A 17,054-nucleotide genomic window follows, 5' to 3' on the forward strand; every position below is an offset into this window, starting at 1 on the left:
GCGGGGCGGGCCCTGGTTCGGGTCGGGTCGGGTCAGACGAGCGGTGGGGCCGCTTCCGACAATGCCTCGATCGCTGCGGTGAAGCAGGCCGCCGGGGGGGTTACCAGGCCGGCGCCGACCTGGCCGGTGCCGGCCACCTTGCCGGCGATGCCGGTGTTGATCTGGGGCAGGATGCCGGTGCGGACGACCTTGGTGACGTCGATGCCCGTGGGTGTGCCGCGGAAGTCGAGGACCGGGATCTGGTAGGCCGGGTTCTCCGCCAGCGTGATCTCGTACATCCGCCGCGTCGCGGCCAGTGCGTCGTCGACCTCGCCGCCGATGAAGCGCACGATCGCCGGTGCCGCCGCCATCGCGAAGCCGCCGATGCCGGCCGTCTCGGTGATCGCCGAGTCGCCGATGTCCGGGTTGGCGTCGTCGGGGCCGTAGGCGCCCAGGTACAGGCCGTCCGGCACCTCGGCCGGGCCGGTGTACCAGCGGTCGCCGGTGCCGGAGACCTGGATGCCGAAGTCGGTGCCGTTGCGGGCCATCGCCACCACGAGCGAGGAGCCCGGTACGTCCCGGCCCGCGTCCATGGCCAGCTTGCACGCCGGCATGTCCAGGTTCAGGAAGAAGTGGTCGTTGCCGCCGACGAAGCGGGCCGCCTCGGCGATGTCCTTGGTCGGCGCGCCGCTGTCGACCATGCTGGGCAGCAGTTCGCGCAGCAGCATGAGCGTGCCCGCGCGGTTGCGGTTGTGGCCCTCGTCGCCCATCTGGAGCATCTGCGCGATGATCGCGCGGATGTCGATCGGCTCACCCGCGCGCACCGCGGTGCGCAGCAGCGGTCCGAGCACCGCCGACATCCACTGCAGCCGCTCGATCACCTCGGGCCCGTACGCGCCGTAGCGCAGCACCTTGCCCAGGCCCTCGTTCAGCGAGCACCAGGCGCGGGTGCCGTGCGTGGTGTCCTCCAGCTCGAACATCCACATCGACGGGCTGACCACGCCCGCCATCGGCCCCACCGCGTGGTGGTGGTGGCAGGAGTCCAGCTCGGCGTGCCCGTCGGCGAGGAACTTCTCCGCCGCCTCGGGGGTGTCGGCCAAGCCCTCGAAGAGCACCGCGCCGATCAGCGCGCCGCGCATCGGCCCGGACGCCCGCGCCCAGTCGATCGGCGGCCCCGCGTGCCGGAACTGACCCGCCGTCAGGCCCAGTGCCTCGCTCGCCGGCTTGACGTCGACCAGGTGCGGCGTCGACGCCAACACCCGCTCGATCGCGACCTTGTTGGCCGCGTCGCGCCGCTCGTCGGCGAGTACGCGGGCCAGCGCGTCGGAGGTGCCGGGCAGCGGCGGGCGCCAGTCGACGGCGGTCACGGGGACGGCCTGCGCGGCGAGCGCGTCGGCGAGCAGTTCGGCGCCGACCGCGACCACCGACGGGTCCTGGGTGAGAAGACGGTTGGGAGCGCTCACGCGTCGAGCCCTTCTACGATCGCCACGGCGCGCCGGGCGGCCTCGGCATTGGACAGGTGGACCTCGGCGCCGGCGTCGGCCAGCGTGCGGGCCTGGGCCTCCAGGTCCTGCGGGTCCAGGTCGGTTCCGCACAGCGAGATCAGTACGACGGGCGCGTCGGGGCCGGCCGTGCGCAACACCGCGGCCAGGTCGGCGGCCGGGTCGGCGTGTGCGCCGTGGCCGAGTACGACGTCCAGGAGCAGCACCGCGGCGGCCGGGTCGGCCAGTTCCTCGGCGAGGCGTTCCAGGCGCAGGCTCGGGTCGATCATCGGGTGCGGGCGACCCGCGGTCAGGCCGTCGTCGCCGAAGTCGATCATCAGGTGGCCGGCCGCGTGCATGTCGGCGGGCAGCGCCCACTCGGGCCGCAGCGGGATGTTGGACGCGACCGGTCCGAGCCGGTCGGCGGCGATGATCATCGCCTCGTCGCACAACGTGCCGCCGCAGAACAGCCCGCGCAGCGCGCCGGTGCGCGGAGTGCGCGGCGACTCGGGCAGCCACACCCGGTCCTCGACGCCGGCGTGGCCGATCGCGGCGAGCGCCTTGGTGGCGGCGGCCGTCAGGTCGTCCCGGCCCTGCCCGAGGAAGGCCAACTGCACCGGCGTGCTCAGGGTCGCGGCATAACGCTCGACCTCGGCGGCCACCGCGTCGGCCGGCGGCTTGGACACGACCACGATCAGCTCGGTGTTCGGGTCGGCGTCCAGCATGGCCAGCGCCTGGAGCGTGGAGCGGGCGCCGACGGCCTCGCTCAGGTCGCGTCCGCCCACGCCGAGGCAGTGGCTGACGCCGCTGCCGGCCGCGTGCAGCAGGCACATGAGTTCCTGCGAGCCGGTGCCGGAGGCGGCCACGATGCCGATCGGGCCACCGCGCACGGTGTTGGCGAAGCCCAGGCCGACGCCGCCGACCAGCGCGGTGCCGCAGTCCGGGCCCATCACGAGCAGGCCGCGCTCGCGGCCCATGTCCTTGAGCCGGATCTCCTGCTCGACCGGCACGTTGTCGCTGAAGATCAGCACGTCCAGGGCCGCTTCCAGGGCGTCGACGGCCTCGGCGAAGGCGTGCGGTCCGGGGACCGAGATCAGCGCCAGGGTGGCGTCGGTGCCGGAGGCGGCGGCGGTGCGGATCGTGCGCGGCGGCACGCCGCCGGCCGCGCCGATCCCGCCGCCACCGCCGGTGGACAGCTCCAGGGACGTCTCCAGGACCGCCTTGGCACGGCTCAGCGCGTCCTCGTCCTCGGCCCGGATCGCCACGATCAGGTCGTTGGGTCCGGCGCCGTCGGGGGTTTCGAAGCCCATGCCCGCCAAGAGGCCGACGTTGAGTTCGGTCGCCATGGCGACGAGCGCCTTGGTCACCCCGTCCACCGCGGATACCGATCGGCTCACCTGCATCAGGCTGACCGAGTCTCGGTATGTTCCGCGGCGCAGCTCAAGCGCGCTGCTCACGGGCGCTCCTTCCTTCGGGGTACGGCAGTTTCGGGTATGGCAGTTTCGGGTGCGGCAGTTTCGGGTGCGGCAGTTTCGCGTGTGGGAGTGTCGGGTGCGGGAGTTCGGCCGGCGCGGCGCCCGTGCGCATCGCCTCGGCGCCGGCGAGTACGCCGAGGGCGAGGTCCGCGCCGGAGGTGTGACCCACCGTCAGCAGGCGGCGCAGGCAAGGGAGTACGTCGGTGTCGCGGCCCATCGCGCCGATCAGGTCGATCAGTTGTGTACAGCCGTCGCCGCGGGCGGCGTGGCCGAGCAGCGCGGCGGACAGGTCGGTGGTGCGGCCCGGGGCGTGTGCGGCGACGCGGGCGCCGAGGGTGTGCGCGTGCCGGGCGCCGGCCGCGCCGGGGTCGAGGTGGCGCAGCGCGAGCAGGAAGCCGCAGAGCGCGTCGTCGCCGCTGGGGGTCAGCCCGGGGCCGAGCCCGATCAGGCGCAGCGCGGCGCCGGCGGCCCGTTCGGGGTCGGTGTACGCGTACCGGCTCAGCTCGGCCAGATCGGCACGGGCGCCGGCCGGCAGCCCGGTGGCGGCGGTGTCCAGCGCGGCGCACAGGGTCGTCACACCGTGGGCACGGGTACGCACGTCACCGGGCGCCGGCGGTCGCGGCGGCGTCCACCACCGCACCGCGTCCACCCGCAGCGACCCGAGCCCGACCAAACCCCCGCCGATCCGCGCGTCGGTGCAACCGGTCAACGCCGGAAACGGCGACCGCCCGGTCCGCGCGGCGAGCACGACGGCATTCGGGAGCCGCACGGCGTCGTGCGTACACACCGTCACGACCTCCCCGGAGTCGACATCGGCCAGGTACAGCGCGGCCGGAAACACCCCGAGCACCCGAGCGGCCCGCTCGGGCCCCGCCAACACCGCCCGCAACACCGTCGACGCCGCCCCGGGCACGGACACCGCGCCCACCGGCGGCACGGCGCCCGGCGCGGCTTGCACGCCCACCGATGCCACCGCGCGGTTCACCTCTCCCGGGTCTGCCACGGTCGTGCCTCCCGGTGCGAGCGATGCGAAGCGAAGCGGCTGCCGTATACGTCGGAAACGGTACGAAGTCACCCGTGGACACGGTGTGCCCGTGACGCCGGAGGCACGAGTGCACCGGTGGGGCGTCTTGCCCGAACCGATTTGAATCGGACCGGCTCTATGTCTGTTGTGAACGTAATCCAATGGCTATGGTCCTCGAATGGAGCAAGTTGCCAACCTTGGCGCACTTAATTCGCGTAATCTGCCAAGCCCTGGCGGAGGCCCCGGCGGGGTGCGAACCGCGAGTACCGGCACGCTCGTTCGCGGCGTCCCGGTCCGCGACGTGCTCAGCCTCTCCAGCCTGTCGGGCGCCGAACTGATGGCCGGCGAGCGCGGTCTGGACCGCGTCGTGCAGCGACTCAACGTGATGGAGGTCCCGGACATCCTGCCGTGGACCAAGCCGCACGAACTCCTCCTGACCACCGGGTACCCGCTGCGCGAGACCCCGCAGTCCCTGTGCGACCTGGTCACCGCGCTCGAATCGCGCCGGCTGGCCGCGGTCGGCATCAAGCTCGGCCGCTACCTCGACGAGCTGCCCGCCGACATGCTGGCCGCCGCCGACCGGGTCGGCCTGCCCATCATCCGGCTGCCCGACGACGTCGCCTTCGACGACATCCTCAACCAGGTGCTCACCGACATCCTCAATCGGCAGGCCGCGGTGCTGGCCCGCTCCGAGGAGGCGCACCGCGCACTGGTCAGCGTCGTCCTCGCGGGCGGCGCCCTCGAAGCGATCACGGACGAGCTCAGCCGCCTGCTCGGCGGCACCGTCATGGTCACCACCCCCGACGGCCGGCTCCTGGCGTCCTCCGAATCCCACAACGAGGGCGAGGCGGCGCAGCAGACCCCCGCCGCGCGCCGCGCGCTGTTCGACGCCTCGGGACGCTTCCGCGTCGAGCGCTTCAAGCACGGCGCCGGCGCCCTGGAGGATCCCGGTACCGGCGTGGCGCTCGTACCGATCCTGGCCGGCGCCCTCGACCATGGTCGGGTGGTCCTGATCTCCGCCGGTCGTACCCTGGACGAGAGCGACATCCAGGTGCTCGAACGGGCCGCGGCCACCGCCGCCCTCGTGATCACCAAGGACCTCGCGGTCGCCGCCGTGGAGAGCAAGTACCAGGGCGACTTCATGCGCGACCTGCTGGCCGGGCGGGCGGGCGATCCCGCGCACACCGTGCGGCACTGCGCCTCGCTCGGCTGGGCCATCGACCGCCCGCTGATCGTGGTGGTCGCCCAGCTGGAGCCGGGCGAGAGCCCCGACCCCGACTCCGACGATCTACGGCCCGCCCACGAGCGGTTCGCCACCGCCTGGGGCATGGTCGTGCGCGAGCGCGACGCGCGCGCGGCGGTGGTCGGCTACAGCCAGGAGGTGGTGGTCGTGATGGGCGCCTCCCAGCGCACCGCGCCCGGCGAGACGGTCCGCCAGATGGTCACCCAGGTCTCCGGCGACGGCGGTGGCGGACGCCGGTCGTTCTCCACCGGGGTCAGCCGTGTGGTCACCGACCCGGCGCTGCTCCCCGAGGCGTACGAACAGGCCCGCCGCGCGGCCAAGGTCGGCCGCCAGATGCACGGCCCGGGCGGCATCGCCGACTTCGACAGCCTTGGCGTGTACCGGCTGCTCAGCCTGGTCCCCGACTCCGCCGAACTGACCAGTTTCATGCGGGAGACCCTCGGCGAACTCGCGAGCCGCGAGGACGAGGAGACCACCGATCTGCGCACCACCCTGGAGGTGCTCCTGGACACCAACCTGAACGTGGCCGAGACGGCCCGGATCCTGCACTTCCACTACAACACGCTGCGCTATCGGATCGGGAAGCTGGAACGACTGCTCGGCGCGTTCACCACCGACTCGCATCTACGGCTCAACATCATGCTGGCGCTCCAGGTGCGCCGCATGCGCGGGCTGTAGCGCGGCGCGCACGTACGGAGAAAGCCTTGGTCGTTCATCCATACGCCGACACACGACGGCAACAAACCTTGGGTGAATTCCACAACACCACCGGGCGAGCTCTGTCACCTATCACCCAAGCCTCGGTGACGGACCCGTCCATAACCTTCCCCCAACCTCGTGGCGAGACCGGCGGACTCCACCGGATCGCGCTCACCGTGCCGGGTCGTGCGACAACGAATCGCCCTCGCACCCCCCTACGCCTGGAAGGCGGCTGAACATGGCACTCGGCTTGGGATGGAAGCTCTACGGGGACGGCAGCACCCCACCTCCGGGTGAGGTCGTACGCCCCGACGAACGGCTCTCGTGGGGTCGGACCATCGGTCTGGGAGCACAGCACATCGTCGCGATGTTCGGCGCGACATTCGTTTTCCCGGTGATCATGGGCCTGGACCCGAACCTGGCGATCATGATGTCGGGTCTGGCCACCGTGGTCTTCCTGCTCGTCGTGCAGGGGAAGATCCCCAGCTACCTCGGCACCAGCGCCGCGTTCGTCGGCGCGGTCACCACGATCCGCGCCTCCGGCGGCTCCAGCGCGACGGTCACCGGCGCGATCCTGGTCGCCGGCGCCGTACTCGCGCTCGCGGGCGTACTGATCCACCTGCTCGGCGCCGAAGTGGTCAACAAGGCCCTGCCGCCGGTGGTCACCGGCGCCGTGGTGTTGCTGATCGGATTCAACCTGGCCCCCGTGGTGGCCAAGACCTACTGGCCGCAGGACCAGTGGATCGCGATCCTGACGATGACCGCGGTGATCGCGATGACCGTGCTGCTGCGCGGCTTCTGGTCGCGCATCGCGATCTTCCTCGGGCTCGTCTTCGGCTACGTGCTGTCGTGGCTGTTCGACAAGGGGTTCGGCCAGATCACCTCGGTGCAGCCCGGACAGCACGACGGCAAGGAGTTCGCCCACGACCGGGTCGACTTCTCCGGCGTCACCTCGGCCGACTGGTTCGGCATGCCCTCCACGCACGCCCCGGACTTCAAGACCTCGGCGATCCTGGTCGCGCTGCCCGCGGTGATCGCGCTGATCGCGGAGAACGCCGGCCACGTCAAGGCGGTCTCCGAGATGACCGGCGCCGACCTGGACGGCAGCCTGGGCAAGGCGATCACCGCCGACGGTGTCGGCACCATGATGGCCAGCGCCGTAGGCGGCTCACCGACCACCACCTACGCCGAGAACATCGGCGTGATGGCCGCCACTCGGGTCTACTCCACGGCCGCCTACTACGTCGCCGCAGTCGTCGCCGTGCTGTTCGGCCTGTGTCCGAAGTTCGGCGCGCTGATCGCGGCCACCCCGGGCGGCGTGCTCGGCGGCATCACCGTCGTGCTCTACGGCATGATCGGCCTGCTCGGCGCCAAGATCTGGATCGAGAACAAGGTCGACTTCGCCAACCCGATCAACCTCGTCCCGGTCGCGGCCGGCGTGGTCATCGGCATCGGCGGCGTCGCGATCAAGTTCAACGACGACTTCGTCATCGAGGGCATCGCGCTCGGCACCATCGTGACCCTGGTGGTCTACCACGCCCTGCACGCCCTGGCCCCCGCGCACATGCGCGACCCCAAGGCGCCCGCCGACGTCGAACTCGAGGGCGGTACCGCGCTGTCCCTGGGCACCGTGGAGGAACACCCGCCCGGCGGCAAGCCGTTGGCCGGCAGCAGTGCCGCGCCCCCGCCGCCGCAGAGCTGACCCACCCACCCGCACCACCGCACGCACCACCTGGAGGGGACGACACGTGAAGCCGCCGGCATTCCGATATCACGCACCGACCGACCTGGCCGAGGCCCTCGACGCCCTCGCCGAGGTCGGCCACGACGGAAAGGTCCTCGCCGGCGGCCAAAGCCTGATCCCGATGCTCAACATGAGACTCGCCGCCCCGGCCCACCTGGTGGACATCAACGGAATCGGCGAGTTGGCCTACGTCCGCACCGACCCCGGCGGCGTCGCGGTGGGCGCGCTCGCCCGGCACGCCGAGGTCGAGGCGGACGAGGCCGCACACGCGGCGGTCCCGCTGCTGCGCCAGGGCCTGCGCCTGGTCGCCCACCCGGTGATCCGCAACCGCGGCACCACCGTGGGCAGCCTCGCGCACGCCGACCCCTCCGGCGAGATGACCGCCGTTCTCGCCCTGCTCGGCGGCTCGATGACGCTCGCCCGCAAGGGCTCGACCCGCACGGTCGCCGCCGAGGACTTCTTCGTCGGCCCGCTGGAGGCGTCCATCGAGGAGGGCGAACTCGCCGTCGCCGCCTACTTCCCCCGCCTGCCGGGCCGCACCGGCACCGAGTTCGTCGAGATCGCCCGCCGGCACGGCGACTACGCGATGTGCGGGGTCGCGGCGGCGGTCACCGTCGACGACGACCTGCGCATCGTCTCGGCCCGCGCCGCCTACCTCTCGCTCTCCCCCGTCCCGCTCGTGCTCGACCTCACCGACGCTCTGATCGGCCGTACCGCCGACACCGCCGTGTGGCAGGACGCGGCGACGTTGGCCGCCGGGAGCCTGGAGCCCGAGGGCGACATCCACGCCACCGCCGAATACCGCGCCCAACTGGCGGGCGTACTCACCGTCCGGGCACTGCGCACCGCCACCGAGCGCGCGGCCCTGGTCGACCCCAACGGCACGACAGGCACCACCAGCACCGAGCGGAGCGCCCGATGACCGAGACGCAGATCCCCACCGAGCAGCGGCTCGACATCCGGCTGAGCGTGAACGGCGTACTGCACACCACCACCGTCACCCCGCGCCGGCTGCTCTCCGACTGCCTGCGCCACGACCTGGGCCTGACCGGCACCCACGTCGGCTGCGAACACGGCGTGTGCGGCGCGTGTACCGTGCGCATCGACGGCAAGCCGATGCGCGCCTGCCTGATGTTCGCGGTCAGCGCCCAGGGCCACGAGATCACCACCGTCGAGGGCCTCGCCGAGCCCGACGGCACCATGCACCCCGTACAGCAGGCGTTCCGCGAGTGCCACGGCCTCCAGTGCGGCTTCTGCACCCCCGGGTTCCTCACCGTCGTCTCCGCCTTCCTGGAGGAGAACCCGACGCCCACCGAGGAGGAGGCCCGCGAGGCGGTCTCCGGCAACCTGTGCCGCTGTACCGGCTACCAGAACATCGTCAAGTCCGTGCTGCGCGCAGCCGAAATCACGGAAGAACGCAAGGGCTGCGCGCACGCCGAGGGGGACGCCCGATGACCACCAAGATGTTCGGCGCGCCGGTGCAACGCACCGAGGACCTGCGCCTGTTGGTCGGCAACGGCCGCTACCTCGACGACCTGGGCGAGGGCGCCTACGAGGCCGCGTTCGTGCGCAGCCCGCACGCGCGGGCCCGGATCACCGGGATCGACGTCACCGGCGCGCTCGACGTCGACGGCCTGATCGCGATCTACACCTACGAGGACCTGGCCGGCCGGGTCGCCGAGCCGCTGCCGCTGCTCATTCCGCACCCCGCGCTCACCCACGGGCGCACCGCGTATCCGCTGGCCAAGGAGTTCGTCAACCACGTCGGCGAGGCCGTGGTGATGGTGGTGGCCACCGACCGCTACCTCGCCGAGGACGCGTGCGAGCGGATCACCGTCGAGTACGAGGCGCTGCCGCCGGTGGTCGGCATCGAGAACGCGTTCCGCGCGGACCGCCTCGTGCACGACGACGTGCCGGGCAACTGCGCCGCGCACCTGGTCCAGGAGGTCGGCGACGCGCCGGCCGCGATCGCCGCCGCGCCCAACCGGCTCGAACTGAAGCTGGACATCGAGCGCAGCGCGTGTATGCCGATGGAGGGCCGGGGCGTCTACGCCCGCTGGGACGCGGCCGACGAGAGCCTGCGCGTGTACACCTCGACCCAGACCTCCACGGGTGTCCGCGCCGCCGTGGCGGCCAAGTTGGACCTCCCGCTGGACCGGGTCGAGTGCGTCACCCCCGACGTGGGCGGCGGCTTCGGCGTCAAGATCGTGCACCCGTGGCCCGAGGAGATCCTGATCCCGTGGGCGGCCCGGCTGCTCGACCACGAGGTCAAGTGGACCGAGGACCGCCGCGAACACTTCATCTCCGCCGCCCACGAGCGCGGCCAACTCCAGACCGTACGGGTCGGGTTCGACGACGACGGCCGACTGCTCGGCCTGGACGTGGAGATCCTGCACGACAACGGCGCGTACACCCCGTACGGGATCATCGTGCCGATCATCACCTCGACGCAGCTGCTCGGCCCGTACAAGCCCGGCGCGTACCGGGTCGACTTCCGCAGCCTGTACACCAACACGGTGATAGTCACCCCGTATCGCGGCGCGGGCCGCCCCCAGGGCGTGTTCGCTATGGAGCGGGCGATGGACGCCATCGCCGACCACCTGGGCAAGGACCGCACCGAGGTGCGCGCGGTCAACTTCATCCAGCCCGACGAAATGCCGTACGACCACGGGCTGTTGTTCCAGGACGGCCGGCCGCTGATCTACGACTCGGGCGACTTCCCCGGCTCGCTGGAGGCGCTGAAGAAGCTGGTCGGCTGGGACGAGTTCGAGGCGTACCGGGCGCAGGCGCGCGCCGAGGGCCGCCGGGTGGGCATCGGCGTGGCGTGCTACGTCGAGGGCACCGGCGTCGGCCCGTACGAGGGCGGCCACGTCCAGGTCGAGACCACCGGCAAGGTCGTCGTCGCCACCGGCCTCACCAGCCAGGGGCAGGGCCACCAGACGGTGTTCGCGCAGATCGTCGCCGACGAGCTGGGCGTGCCGATCGAGCACGTCACCGTCACCACCGGCGACACACGCCGATTCCCGTACGCGGTGGGTACGTTCGCCTCGCGCGCGGCGGTGATGAGCGGCAACGCCATCGCGCTGGCCGCGCGCAACGTCAAGGCCAAGGCGCTGCGGATCGCCGGCGAGGCGCTGGAGGCCGACCCGCGCGACCTGGAGATCGTGGACGGGCACGTGCGGGTCAAGGGCAGCCCCGGCGCGTCGGTCGCGCTGGGCACCGTGGCGGTGTTGTCCAACCCGCTGCGCTACGCGTTCGACGAGGCGTCCAAGGCGGCCACCCAGTTGACCGGCAAGGCCGACTTCTCCAAGCCGCCGGTGGCCGAGGACGACGAACCGGGCCTGGAGGGGCGTGACTACTACTCGCCGCCGACCGCGACGTTCGCCAACGGGATGCACGCGGTGATCGTGGAGACCGATCCCGACACCGCCGAGATCCGCATCCTGCGCTACTGCGTCGTGCACGACTGCGGGCACCTGATCAACCCGATGATCGTCGAGGGCCAGGTGCACGGCGGCGTCGCCCAGGGCGTGGGCGGCGCGCTGTACGAGCGTATGGAGTACGACGAGCACGGGCAGTTGGTGAACGCGTCGTTCATGGACTTCCTGATGCCGTACGCCAGCGAGGTCCCCAAGATCGAGATCGACCACCTGGAGACGCCCTCCCCGCTCAACCCGCTCGGCATCAAGGGCGCGGGCGAGGCGGGCGTCATCCCCGCGGCGGCGGTGTTCGCGTCCGCGATCGAGGACGCCGAGGGCTTCCCGATCACGCGGATGCCGATCCAGCCGTCCGAACTCTTCCACCTGCGCAAGCGGTTCGCCGCCGGCGAGATCCCGGCGCTGCGCCGGGGCGCCGACCATGCCGCCGGCACCCACCGTTAAGGAGCACGACCCAGCATGAAGGTCCAAGGAAACGCCATCCTGAACGCCCCTGCCGACAAGGTCTGGGCGGCGCTGAACGACCCGGCCGTGCTCACCCGCACGATCCCCGGCTGCGAGAAGCTGGAGGAGACCGGTCCCGACGCGTACCGGATGACGGTGACGATGGGCGTCGCCTCGATCAAGGGCACCTACCTGGGCAACGTGCAGCTCACCGACCAGGTACCGCCGGGCTCGTTCATGCTCAAGGCGTCCGGCTCGGGCGGTCCGGGCACGGTCAGCGCCGAGGTGAAGGTGACGCTGGAGGACATCGACGGCGGCCGGACGCGGTTGGAGTACGACGCGGAGGCCGTGGTCGGCGGCGTGATCGGCGGTGTCGGGCAGCGCATGCTGACCGGGGTGGCCAAGAAGACGGCCGGCGAGTTCTTCAAGTCGGTGGACAAGATCCTGACCGGGCAGACGCCGCTCACGGCCGCGCCGAAGGGCGGCATGCCGGCGGCGGTCAACGGAACCCCCGTGGTGGCGACGGCGGATGGCGGCGCGGTCGCGGCTCCGGCGGGTACGTACGCGGCCCCGGCGTCCGCCTTCTCCGGCGACGACTTCGCCAAGGGCGCGCTGTTCGGCGCGGCGGTGGCGCTGCTCGGCGCGATCGTCGGCGGCGTGATCGCGCGTCGGCGCTGATCCGGTTCGTTTCGGGAAGGGAGCGACAACATGCGTGCGTTCACGGCCGCGGCCGTTCAGGTCGTGCCTCGCCCGGGGCCGCTCACGGCCGCGGTGGTGGAGGCGAACATCACCCACGCGTCGCAGTGGGTGACCCGCTGCGTCGAGTCGACCGGCGCGGAGTTGGTGGTGCTGCCGGAGAGTGTGACCACCGGCTTCACCCCGGCGCTGCCCGCCGAGGAGTTGTGGGACCTGGTCGACGCCATCCCGGGCAGGCTCACCGAGCCGTTCCAGGAGCGGGCCCGGGAGTTGGGCGTGCACCTGGTGTGGGGCACGTACGAGCGCGGCGCCGCGCGCGGCGAGGTGTACAACTCGTCGGTGCTGGCCGGTCCCGACGGGCAGGTGCTCGGCGTGTACCGGAAGACTCACCCCTTCGGCCCCGAACTGCGTTCGCGCGGTGGGTGGGTGACGCCCGGTGAGCATGTCAGCGTGGTGGAGACCGACCTCGGTCGGATCGGCATGATCATCTGCTTCGACGGCGACTACCCGGAGCTGAGCCGGATCCAGGCCGTGCAGGGCGCGGAGGTGATCTGCCGTCCGTCGGCGCTGCTGCGCTCCGCCGACCTGTGGGAACTCACCAACCGCGCGCGGGCGTACGACAACCACGTCTACGTCGTCGGCGCCAACGCCACCGGCAGCGACCCGGCGGGCGTGTTGTACTTCGGCAACTCGATGATCGTCACGCCGGGCGCCGAGGTGATCGCGCGCGGGTCCTCCCACGAGGGCTGGGTCTCGGCCCGGCTCGACCCGGAGCGCGCGTTGGCGTCGCTGACCCCGGGTTCGAGCGTGCCGCAGGTGTTCGATCACCTGGCCGACCGTAACCTGGACCTGATCGCCAACTACGCGGACGATCTGGTGCGTCCGGCGAAGACGACGTTCCCGCACGGGTAGTACTTCGGCGACGGGCGGCGCGACGGGCCGGCGGGGGTTGCTCCCCCGCCGGCCCGTCGCGCGTAGCATGCATGGCGACACCGCGACACCGCACGGGGGGATCCGACGTGGAGTACCTGTTCTACTGTCGCGATCGGCCGGGAACACGGCCGCTGCGCGACGAACTCCTGGAAGAGCACTGGGCGTTCATGGACCGCTACGCCGAGGGCATGATCGCCCGGGGGCCGACGTTCGCCGCCGACGGGGAGACGGTGACCGGCAGTGTGCACATCGTCGATCTGCCGGACGCGGACGCGGTCCGGGAGTTCGCCTACGACGAGCCGAACCACCGGGCGGGCGTGTACGAGCCGGAGGTGCTGATCCGCCGGTGGGGCAACACGCTGGACCGGAAGATGTGGGACTTCAAGGGGAGTTCGCCGGCCGGGCCGCGCTTTTTGCTCCTCGCCCACGCCCGGCCCGGCAGCACCGCGGCCCGGGACGCGCTGCACGCCGAACAGCGCCGCCATCTGCTCGACGGCGAGCACGCCGGGTCGCTGATCGTGTGCGGGCCACTGCTGTCCGAGGACGGTGCGCGGTGGCTGGGCACCGCGATCCTGGCCGAACTCCCGGACCACGCCACGGCCGAGGCGCTGCTCGGGCGGAGCCCGTATGCGCGGGCCGACCTGTACGCGAGCATCGAGGCGCACGCGTGGTGCTTCGGTGGCCGGGATCAGGACGACGGCTGATCGACTCGGCGACTATTTGCCGAAGCGGCGTTCGCGGGTGGCGTACGAGCGCAGTGCGCGCAGGAAGTCCACGTGCCGGAAGGCCGGCCAGTAGCAGTCCACCCAGTGCATCTCGGCGTAGGCGGACTGCCAGAGCAGGAAGCCGGACAGCCGCTGCTCGCCGGATGTGCGGATGATGAAGTCGGTGTGGGCGGCGGTCGGCGAGTACAGGTGCCGCGAGATGTCCTCGATCTCGAACCGTTCGACCAGCTCGGCCGGGTCGCCGCCGGCCGCCATGTGCTGCTCGAACGCGCTCTTGACCGCGTCGACGATCTCCCGCCGGCCGCCGTACCCGACCGCGACGTCCACCCTGAGCCCGCCGCGCCCGGCCGTCGCGGCGGTGGCCTCCTTGAGCACCCGGGCGCCGGCTCCGGGCAGCATGTCCAGCGAGCCGATCACCTGGACCTCCCAGGAGCGGCCCTCGGCGGTGATGTCCCGGACGGTCTCCTCGATGATCTCGATCAGCGGGCCCAGCTCCTCGGCGGGCCGGCCGAGGTTGTCGTCGGAGAGCATGAACAGGGTCACGTGCTCGATCCCGGCGGCACTGCACCAGCCCAGGAACTCGGTCACCTTCGCGCCGCCGGCCCGGTAGCCCTCCCGCACGTCGGAGTGCCCCGCCTTGCGCGCCCAGCGCCGATTGCCGTCGAGCATGATCCCGACATTCTGCGGACGCGGCAGCCCGACCAGGGTCGACGCCAGCCGGCGCTCGTACACCGCCTCGATCGGCCGTCGAATGAACAGCGGGAGCAGCTTCATGACCTTCTCCGTCGCATCACGTCGTGGCAGCCTCGGCGGACCCTACCAGGGGGGTTGCCTCACCCGCTTCGCCAAGCATCCCCAAAGCCGTTGCCACACAGGCTACTTGGCCGGGTGGTGCTGCTGGGGACGCGCCGCAGACGCGCGGGACGCGCCAGGGACGCGTCGTGCGCGCCTGGGCAAGGCGGCCGACCCGGTGCCATATCTACCTACTGTACTGTTTTTGCCGCATATGGTAATCATGCGAGGATGCGCTGGAGCCAGTGGGTGCGGGTCGCGTGTGCGGCTCGGCTCAACGCTGCCCGGGGGGCGTGGGTGTCGAAGCCGTGGAAGGCACCGGGCCAGATGTGGAGTTCGGCTCGGCCGCCGGCTCGCCAGATGGCGTCGGCGTAGGTGACGGCCTCGTCGCGGAGGGTTTCGGCGGAGCCGACGTCCAGGTAGGCCGGGGGCAGGCGGGACAGGTCGACGGCGCGGGCGGGGGCGGCGTAGGGGGAGACCTCGTGGGCGCGCTCGCCGAGGAGGGCCTGCCAGGCGGTTGCGTTGGAGGTGCGGTCCCAGGGGTCGAGACCGGCCATCTGTCGGGCCGAGACGCTGTCGTTGCGGTCGTCGAGCATCGGGGACAGCAGGAGTTGGCCGATCGGGGTGGGGCCGCCTCGGTCGCGGGTGAGCAGGGCGAGGGCCGCCGCGAGCCCGCCGCCGGCGCTCTTGCCGCCGACGACGACGCGGTCCGCGTCGATGCGGAGGTCGGCGGCGTGTTCGGCGACGTGCACGAGTCCGGCGTAGCAGTCCTCCACCGGTCCCGGGTGGCGTGTTCCGGGCGCCAGGCGGTATTCGACGGAGACGACGGCCAGTTCGAGCCGGTGGGCCCACGCGCGCAGGAGGCGCGGGAGTACGGACCACGCGTTGCCCGAGACCATGCCGCCGCCGTGCATGTAGTACAGGAGCGGCAGCGGGCGGGCGACCCCGACGGGGCGGGCGCTCACGAGCGTGACGTCGGGCCCGTCCGGCGGGCCCGGCACGCGCAGTTCGTCCACTTCGAAGCGTCCGCCGTCGCGCAACTGCTCGGGCGTCGGCGTGGGCCGCACGGCCGCGTCCCGGGCCTGCCGCTCCGCGAGGTTCTCCGGCGTCAGCGGCTGCGCCGACCCCCCGCCGCCGCCCAGTTCGGGGTCGAACGGCGGCGCGGCTCGGAAGGTGCGCGTGGGGTCCATACGACGCAGTCAACCATCCGCCCGGACGGCCGCCGGCGGCTCAGGTCAGTTCGTCCGCGAGCAGGTCCATCAGCAGGCCGTCCTCCCAGTCGCCCGTGCGGTGGTCGCGCCAGTAGCGCCGCATGATTCCGACGGGCTTGAAGCCGACCTTGGTGTAGCAGCCGATCGCGGAGGCGTTGGCTGCCGCCGGGTCGATGGTCAGCCGGTGGTGGCCGCGTTCGTCCAGCAGCCACCGGGCGAGGGTGCGGACCGTGTCGGAGCCGAGCCCCCGCCCGTGCCGGCTCGCCGTCAGAAACAGGTCGATGCCGGCGTGGCGGTACTCGGGATCGGTCTCCTCGTCGCATTGCACGGCCCCGATGACCTCGCCCTCGTAGACGACGGCCCACATGTCCTCGTAGTCCTCCGGCGGCGCCCACCACGCCGCCACCTCCGGCTCGGCGACGATGCGATCGAGGATCGCCCGATCCGCCTCGACAACCGCCCGCAACACGACCCGATCCCCACGCAGTTCCTCCATGCCCGCATTCTCACACCCGGCGGCGCGCGACCGTGACCTGTTTTGGTGGTGATGGCGTTTGCTGCTCAGGCCGGGGGACGACGGGGCTTGAGCAGGTCCGCGACGAGGGTGTCGACCAGGGCGCGCGGGATGGGCGCGCCGGTCATCGCGCGGTAGACGATCGGGCCGACGAGGGCGTCCATCGTGGCATCGGGAGCCAGGTCGGGGGCGATCTCGCCGGCGGCGGTGGCGCGGGCGAGCAGGTCGCGTTCGGCGGCGCGGCGGGGGTCCAGATAACGCTCGTGCAGCGAGGCGGCGGTGGCGGAGTGGTGTTGGGCCTCGGCCAGGAGCGCGAGCAGGACCCGGCCCGCGGGATCGCGGGTGACGAAGCGTACGAAGGCCCGCAGATAACGCCGGATGTCGTCGGCCGTCGGCTGCTCCTCCGTCGGCACCGGGAAGCGCTTTTCGCTGTCCTCGATGAGTACGTCGAGCAGGATCTCGACCTTCGAGGGCCACCATCGGTAGATCGTCTGCTTGGCGACGCCGGCCCGGCGGGCGATGGACTCGATGGTGAGCGCACCGAAGCCGTGCTCGACGAGCAGGTCGTCTGCGGCGTGGAGCACGGCCAGACGCGCGGCCTCATCGCGCCGATTCCCGGAGTGCGCCCTGGGGGGCAAAGAGCTGGCGGCGGACATG

The 17,054-nt window shown here is 72.0% G+C and carries 15 protein-coding genes; 8 read left to right on the forward strand and 7 right to left on the reverse strand.

The window, feature by feature from the left end; translation table 11 throughout:
* Positions 1 to 32: 32 nt before the first annotated feature.
* The 3 genes from ACH4XV_RS38325 to ACH4XV_RS38335 are packed head-to-tail and all read right to left on the reverse strand — an operon-like array spanning position 33 to position 3,938.
* Entirely contained in the window at positions 33 to 1,442 is a 1,410-nt protein-coding gene (locus ACH4XV_RS38325; RefSeq protein ID WP_395797479.1) for a DUF1116 domain-containing protein, read from the reverse strand.
* Positions 1,439 to 2,917, reverse strand: coding sequence for an FdrA family protein (locus ACH4XV_RS38330; protein ID WP_395797481.1), 1,479 nt, complete (start codon positions 2,915 to 2,917; stop codon positions 1,439 to 1,441). The genes ACH4XV_RS38325 and ACH4XV_RS38330 overlap by 4 nt, the downstream gene beginning before the upstream one ends.
* The gene (locus ACH4XV_RS38335; protein WP_395797483.1) at positions 2,901 to 3,938 is read right to left on the reverse strand and encodes a DUF2877 domain-containing protein; all 1,038 of its coding nucleotides are present in this window, start codon (positions 3,936 to 3,938) and stop codon (positions 2,901 to 2,903) included. The genes ACH4XV_RS38330 and ACH4XV_RS38335 overlap by 17 nt, the downstream gene beginning before the upstream one ends.
* A gap of 271 nt (positions 3,939 to 4,209) precedes the next feature.
* On the opposite strand from ACH4XV_RS38335, the gene ACH4XV_RS38340 reads away from it, so the two are divergent.
* From ACH4XV_RS38340 to ACH4XV_RS38375, 8 genes are all read left to right on the forward strand, one after another.
* Positions 4,210 to 5,880, forward strand: a complete 1,671-nt coding sequence (locus tag ACH4XV_RS38340; protein ID WP_395797485.1) for a PucR family transcriptional regulator — start codon at positions 4,210 to 4,212, stop codon at positions 5,878 to 5,880.
* A gap of 259 nt (positions 5,881 to 6,139) precedes the next feature.
* Positions 6,140 to 7,603 carry a uracil-xanthine permease family protein gene (locus tag ACH4XV_RS38345; RefSeq protein WP_126641861.1) on the forward strand — a complete coding sequence of 488 codons (1,464 nt, stop codon included), beginning with the start codon at positions 6,140 to 6,142 and terminating at the stop codon, positions 7,601 to 7,603.
* 46 nt (positions 7,604 to 7,649) lie between these two features.
* Entirely contained in the window at positions 7,650 to 8,567 is a 918-nt protein-coding gene (locus ACH4XV_RS38350) for an FAD binding domain-containing protein (RefSeq protein WP_395797487.1), read from the forward strand.
* Positions 8,564 to 9,100, forward strand: a complete 537-nt coding sequence (locus ACH4XV_RS38355) for a (2Fe-2S)-binding protein (protein ID WP_380003852.1) — start codon at positions 8,564 to 8,566, stop codon at positions 9,098 to 9,100. Before ACH4XV_RS38350 ends, ACH4XV_RS38355 begins: the two co-directional genes overlap by 4 nt.
* Complete coding sequence (gene cutA / locus ACH4XV_RS38360) at positions 9,097 to 11,526, forward strand: aerobic carbon-monoxide dehydrogenase large subunit (protein ID WP_395797489.1); 2,430 nt, start codon at positions 9,097 to 9,099, stop codon at positions 11,524 to 11,526. The genes ACH4XV_RS38355 and cutA overlap by 4 nt, the downstream gene beginning before the upstream one ends.
* A gap of 15 nt (positions 11,527 to 11,541) precedes the next feature.
* Complete coding sequence (locus ACH4XV_RS38365) at positions 11,542 to 12,204, forward strand: carbon monoxide dehydrogenase subunit G (RefSeq protein WP_395797491.1); 663 nt, start codon at positions 11,542 to 11,544, stop codon at positions 12,202 to 12,204.
* A 30-nt stretch (positions 12,205 to 12,234) separates the two neighbouring features.
* Entirely contained in the window at positions 12,235 to 13,134 is a 900-nt protein-coding gene (locus ACH4XV_RS38370) for a carbon-nitrogen hydrolase family protein (RefSeq protein ID WP_395797493.1), read from the forward strand.
* 107 nt (positions 13,135 to 13,241) lie between these two features.
* Complete coding sequence (locus tag ACH4XV_RS38375; protein WP_395797495.1) at positions 13,242 to 13,859, forward strand: YciI family protein; 618 nt, start codon at positions 13,242 to 13,244, stop codon at positions 13,857 to 13,859.
* A 12-nt stretch (positions 13,860 to 13,871) separates the two neighbouring features.
* On the opposite strand, the gene ACH4XV_RS38380 is transcribed toward ACH4XV_RS38375, so the two are convergent.
* From ACH4XV_RS38380 to ACH4XV_RS38395, 4 genes are all read right to left on the reverse strand, one after another.
* A complete protein-coding gene (locus ACH4XV_RS38380) occupies positions 13,872 to 14,654 on the reverse strand; it encodes an isoprenyl transferase (RefSeq protein ID WP_126641854.1) in 783 nt (260 codons plus the stop codon).
* Positions 14,655 to 14,893: 239 nt separating this feature from the next.
* On the reverse strand, positions 14,894 to 15,862 hold the full coding sequence (locus ACH4XV_RS38385; RefSeq protein WP_395797497.1) for an alpha/beta hydrolase: 969 nt from the start codon (positions 15,860 to 15,862) through the stop codon (positions 14,894 to 14,896).
* A gap of 40 nt (positions 15,863 to 15,902) precedes the next feature.
* Positions 15,903 to 16,379 (reverse strand): aminoglycoside 6'-N-acetyltransferase, encoded by a 477-nt coding sequence (gene aac(6') / locus ACH4XV_RS38390; RefSeq protein WP_395797499.1) that lies wholly within the window; start codon positions 16,377 to 16,379, stop codon positions 15,903 to 15,905.
* Positions 16,380 to 16,444: 65 nt separating this feature from the next.
* Positions 16,445 to 17,053, reverse strand: a complete 609-nt coding sequence (locus ACH4XV_RS38395; protein ID WP_395797501.1) for a TetR/AcrR family transcriptional regulator — start codon at positions 17,051 to 17,053, stop codon at positions 16,445 to 16,447.
* Between the last annotated feature and the right edge of the window lies 1 nt (position 17,054).

The organism is Embleya sp. NPDC020630, assembly GCF_044334985.1.
In the GTDB taxonomy this organism is placed as follows: domain Bacteria; phylum Actinomycetota; class Actinomycetes; order Streptomycetales; family Streptomycetaceae; genus Embleya.

Coding starts and splice junctions, on each gene's coding strand:
- ACH4XV_RS38345 (WP_126641861.1), top strand. CDS start 6,140: ATGGCACTCGGCTTGGGATGGAAGCTCTACGGGGACGGCAGCACCCCA.
- ACH4XV_RS38355 (WP_380003852.1), top strand. CDS start 8,564: ATGACCGAGACGCAGATCCCCACCGAGCAGCGGCTCGACATCCGGCTG.
- cutA (WP_395797489.1), top strand. CDS start 9,097: ATGACCACCAAGATGTTCGGCGCGCCGGTGCAACGCACCGAGGACCTG.
- ACH4XV_RS38365 (WP_395797491.1), top strand. CDS start 11,542: ATGAAGGTCCAAGGAAACGCCATCCTGAACGCCCCTGCCGACAAGGTC.
- ACH4XV_RS38370 (WP_395797493.1), top strand. CDS start 12,235: ATGCGTGCGTTCACGGCCGCGGCCGTTCAGGTCGTGCCTCGCCCGGGG.
- ACH4XV_RS38380 (WP_126641854.1), bottom strand. CDS start 14,654: ATGAAGCTGCTCCCGCTGTTCATTCGACGGCCGATCGAGGCGGTGTAC.
- ACH4XV_RS38385 (WP_395797497.1), bottom strand. CDS start 15,862: ATGGACCCCACGCGCACCTTCCGAGCCGCGCCGCCGTTCGACCCCGAA.
- ACH4XV_RS38395 (WP_395797501.1), bottom strand. CDS start 17,053: ATGTCCGCCGCCAGCTCTTTGCCCCCCAGGGCGCACTCCGGGAATCGG.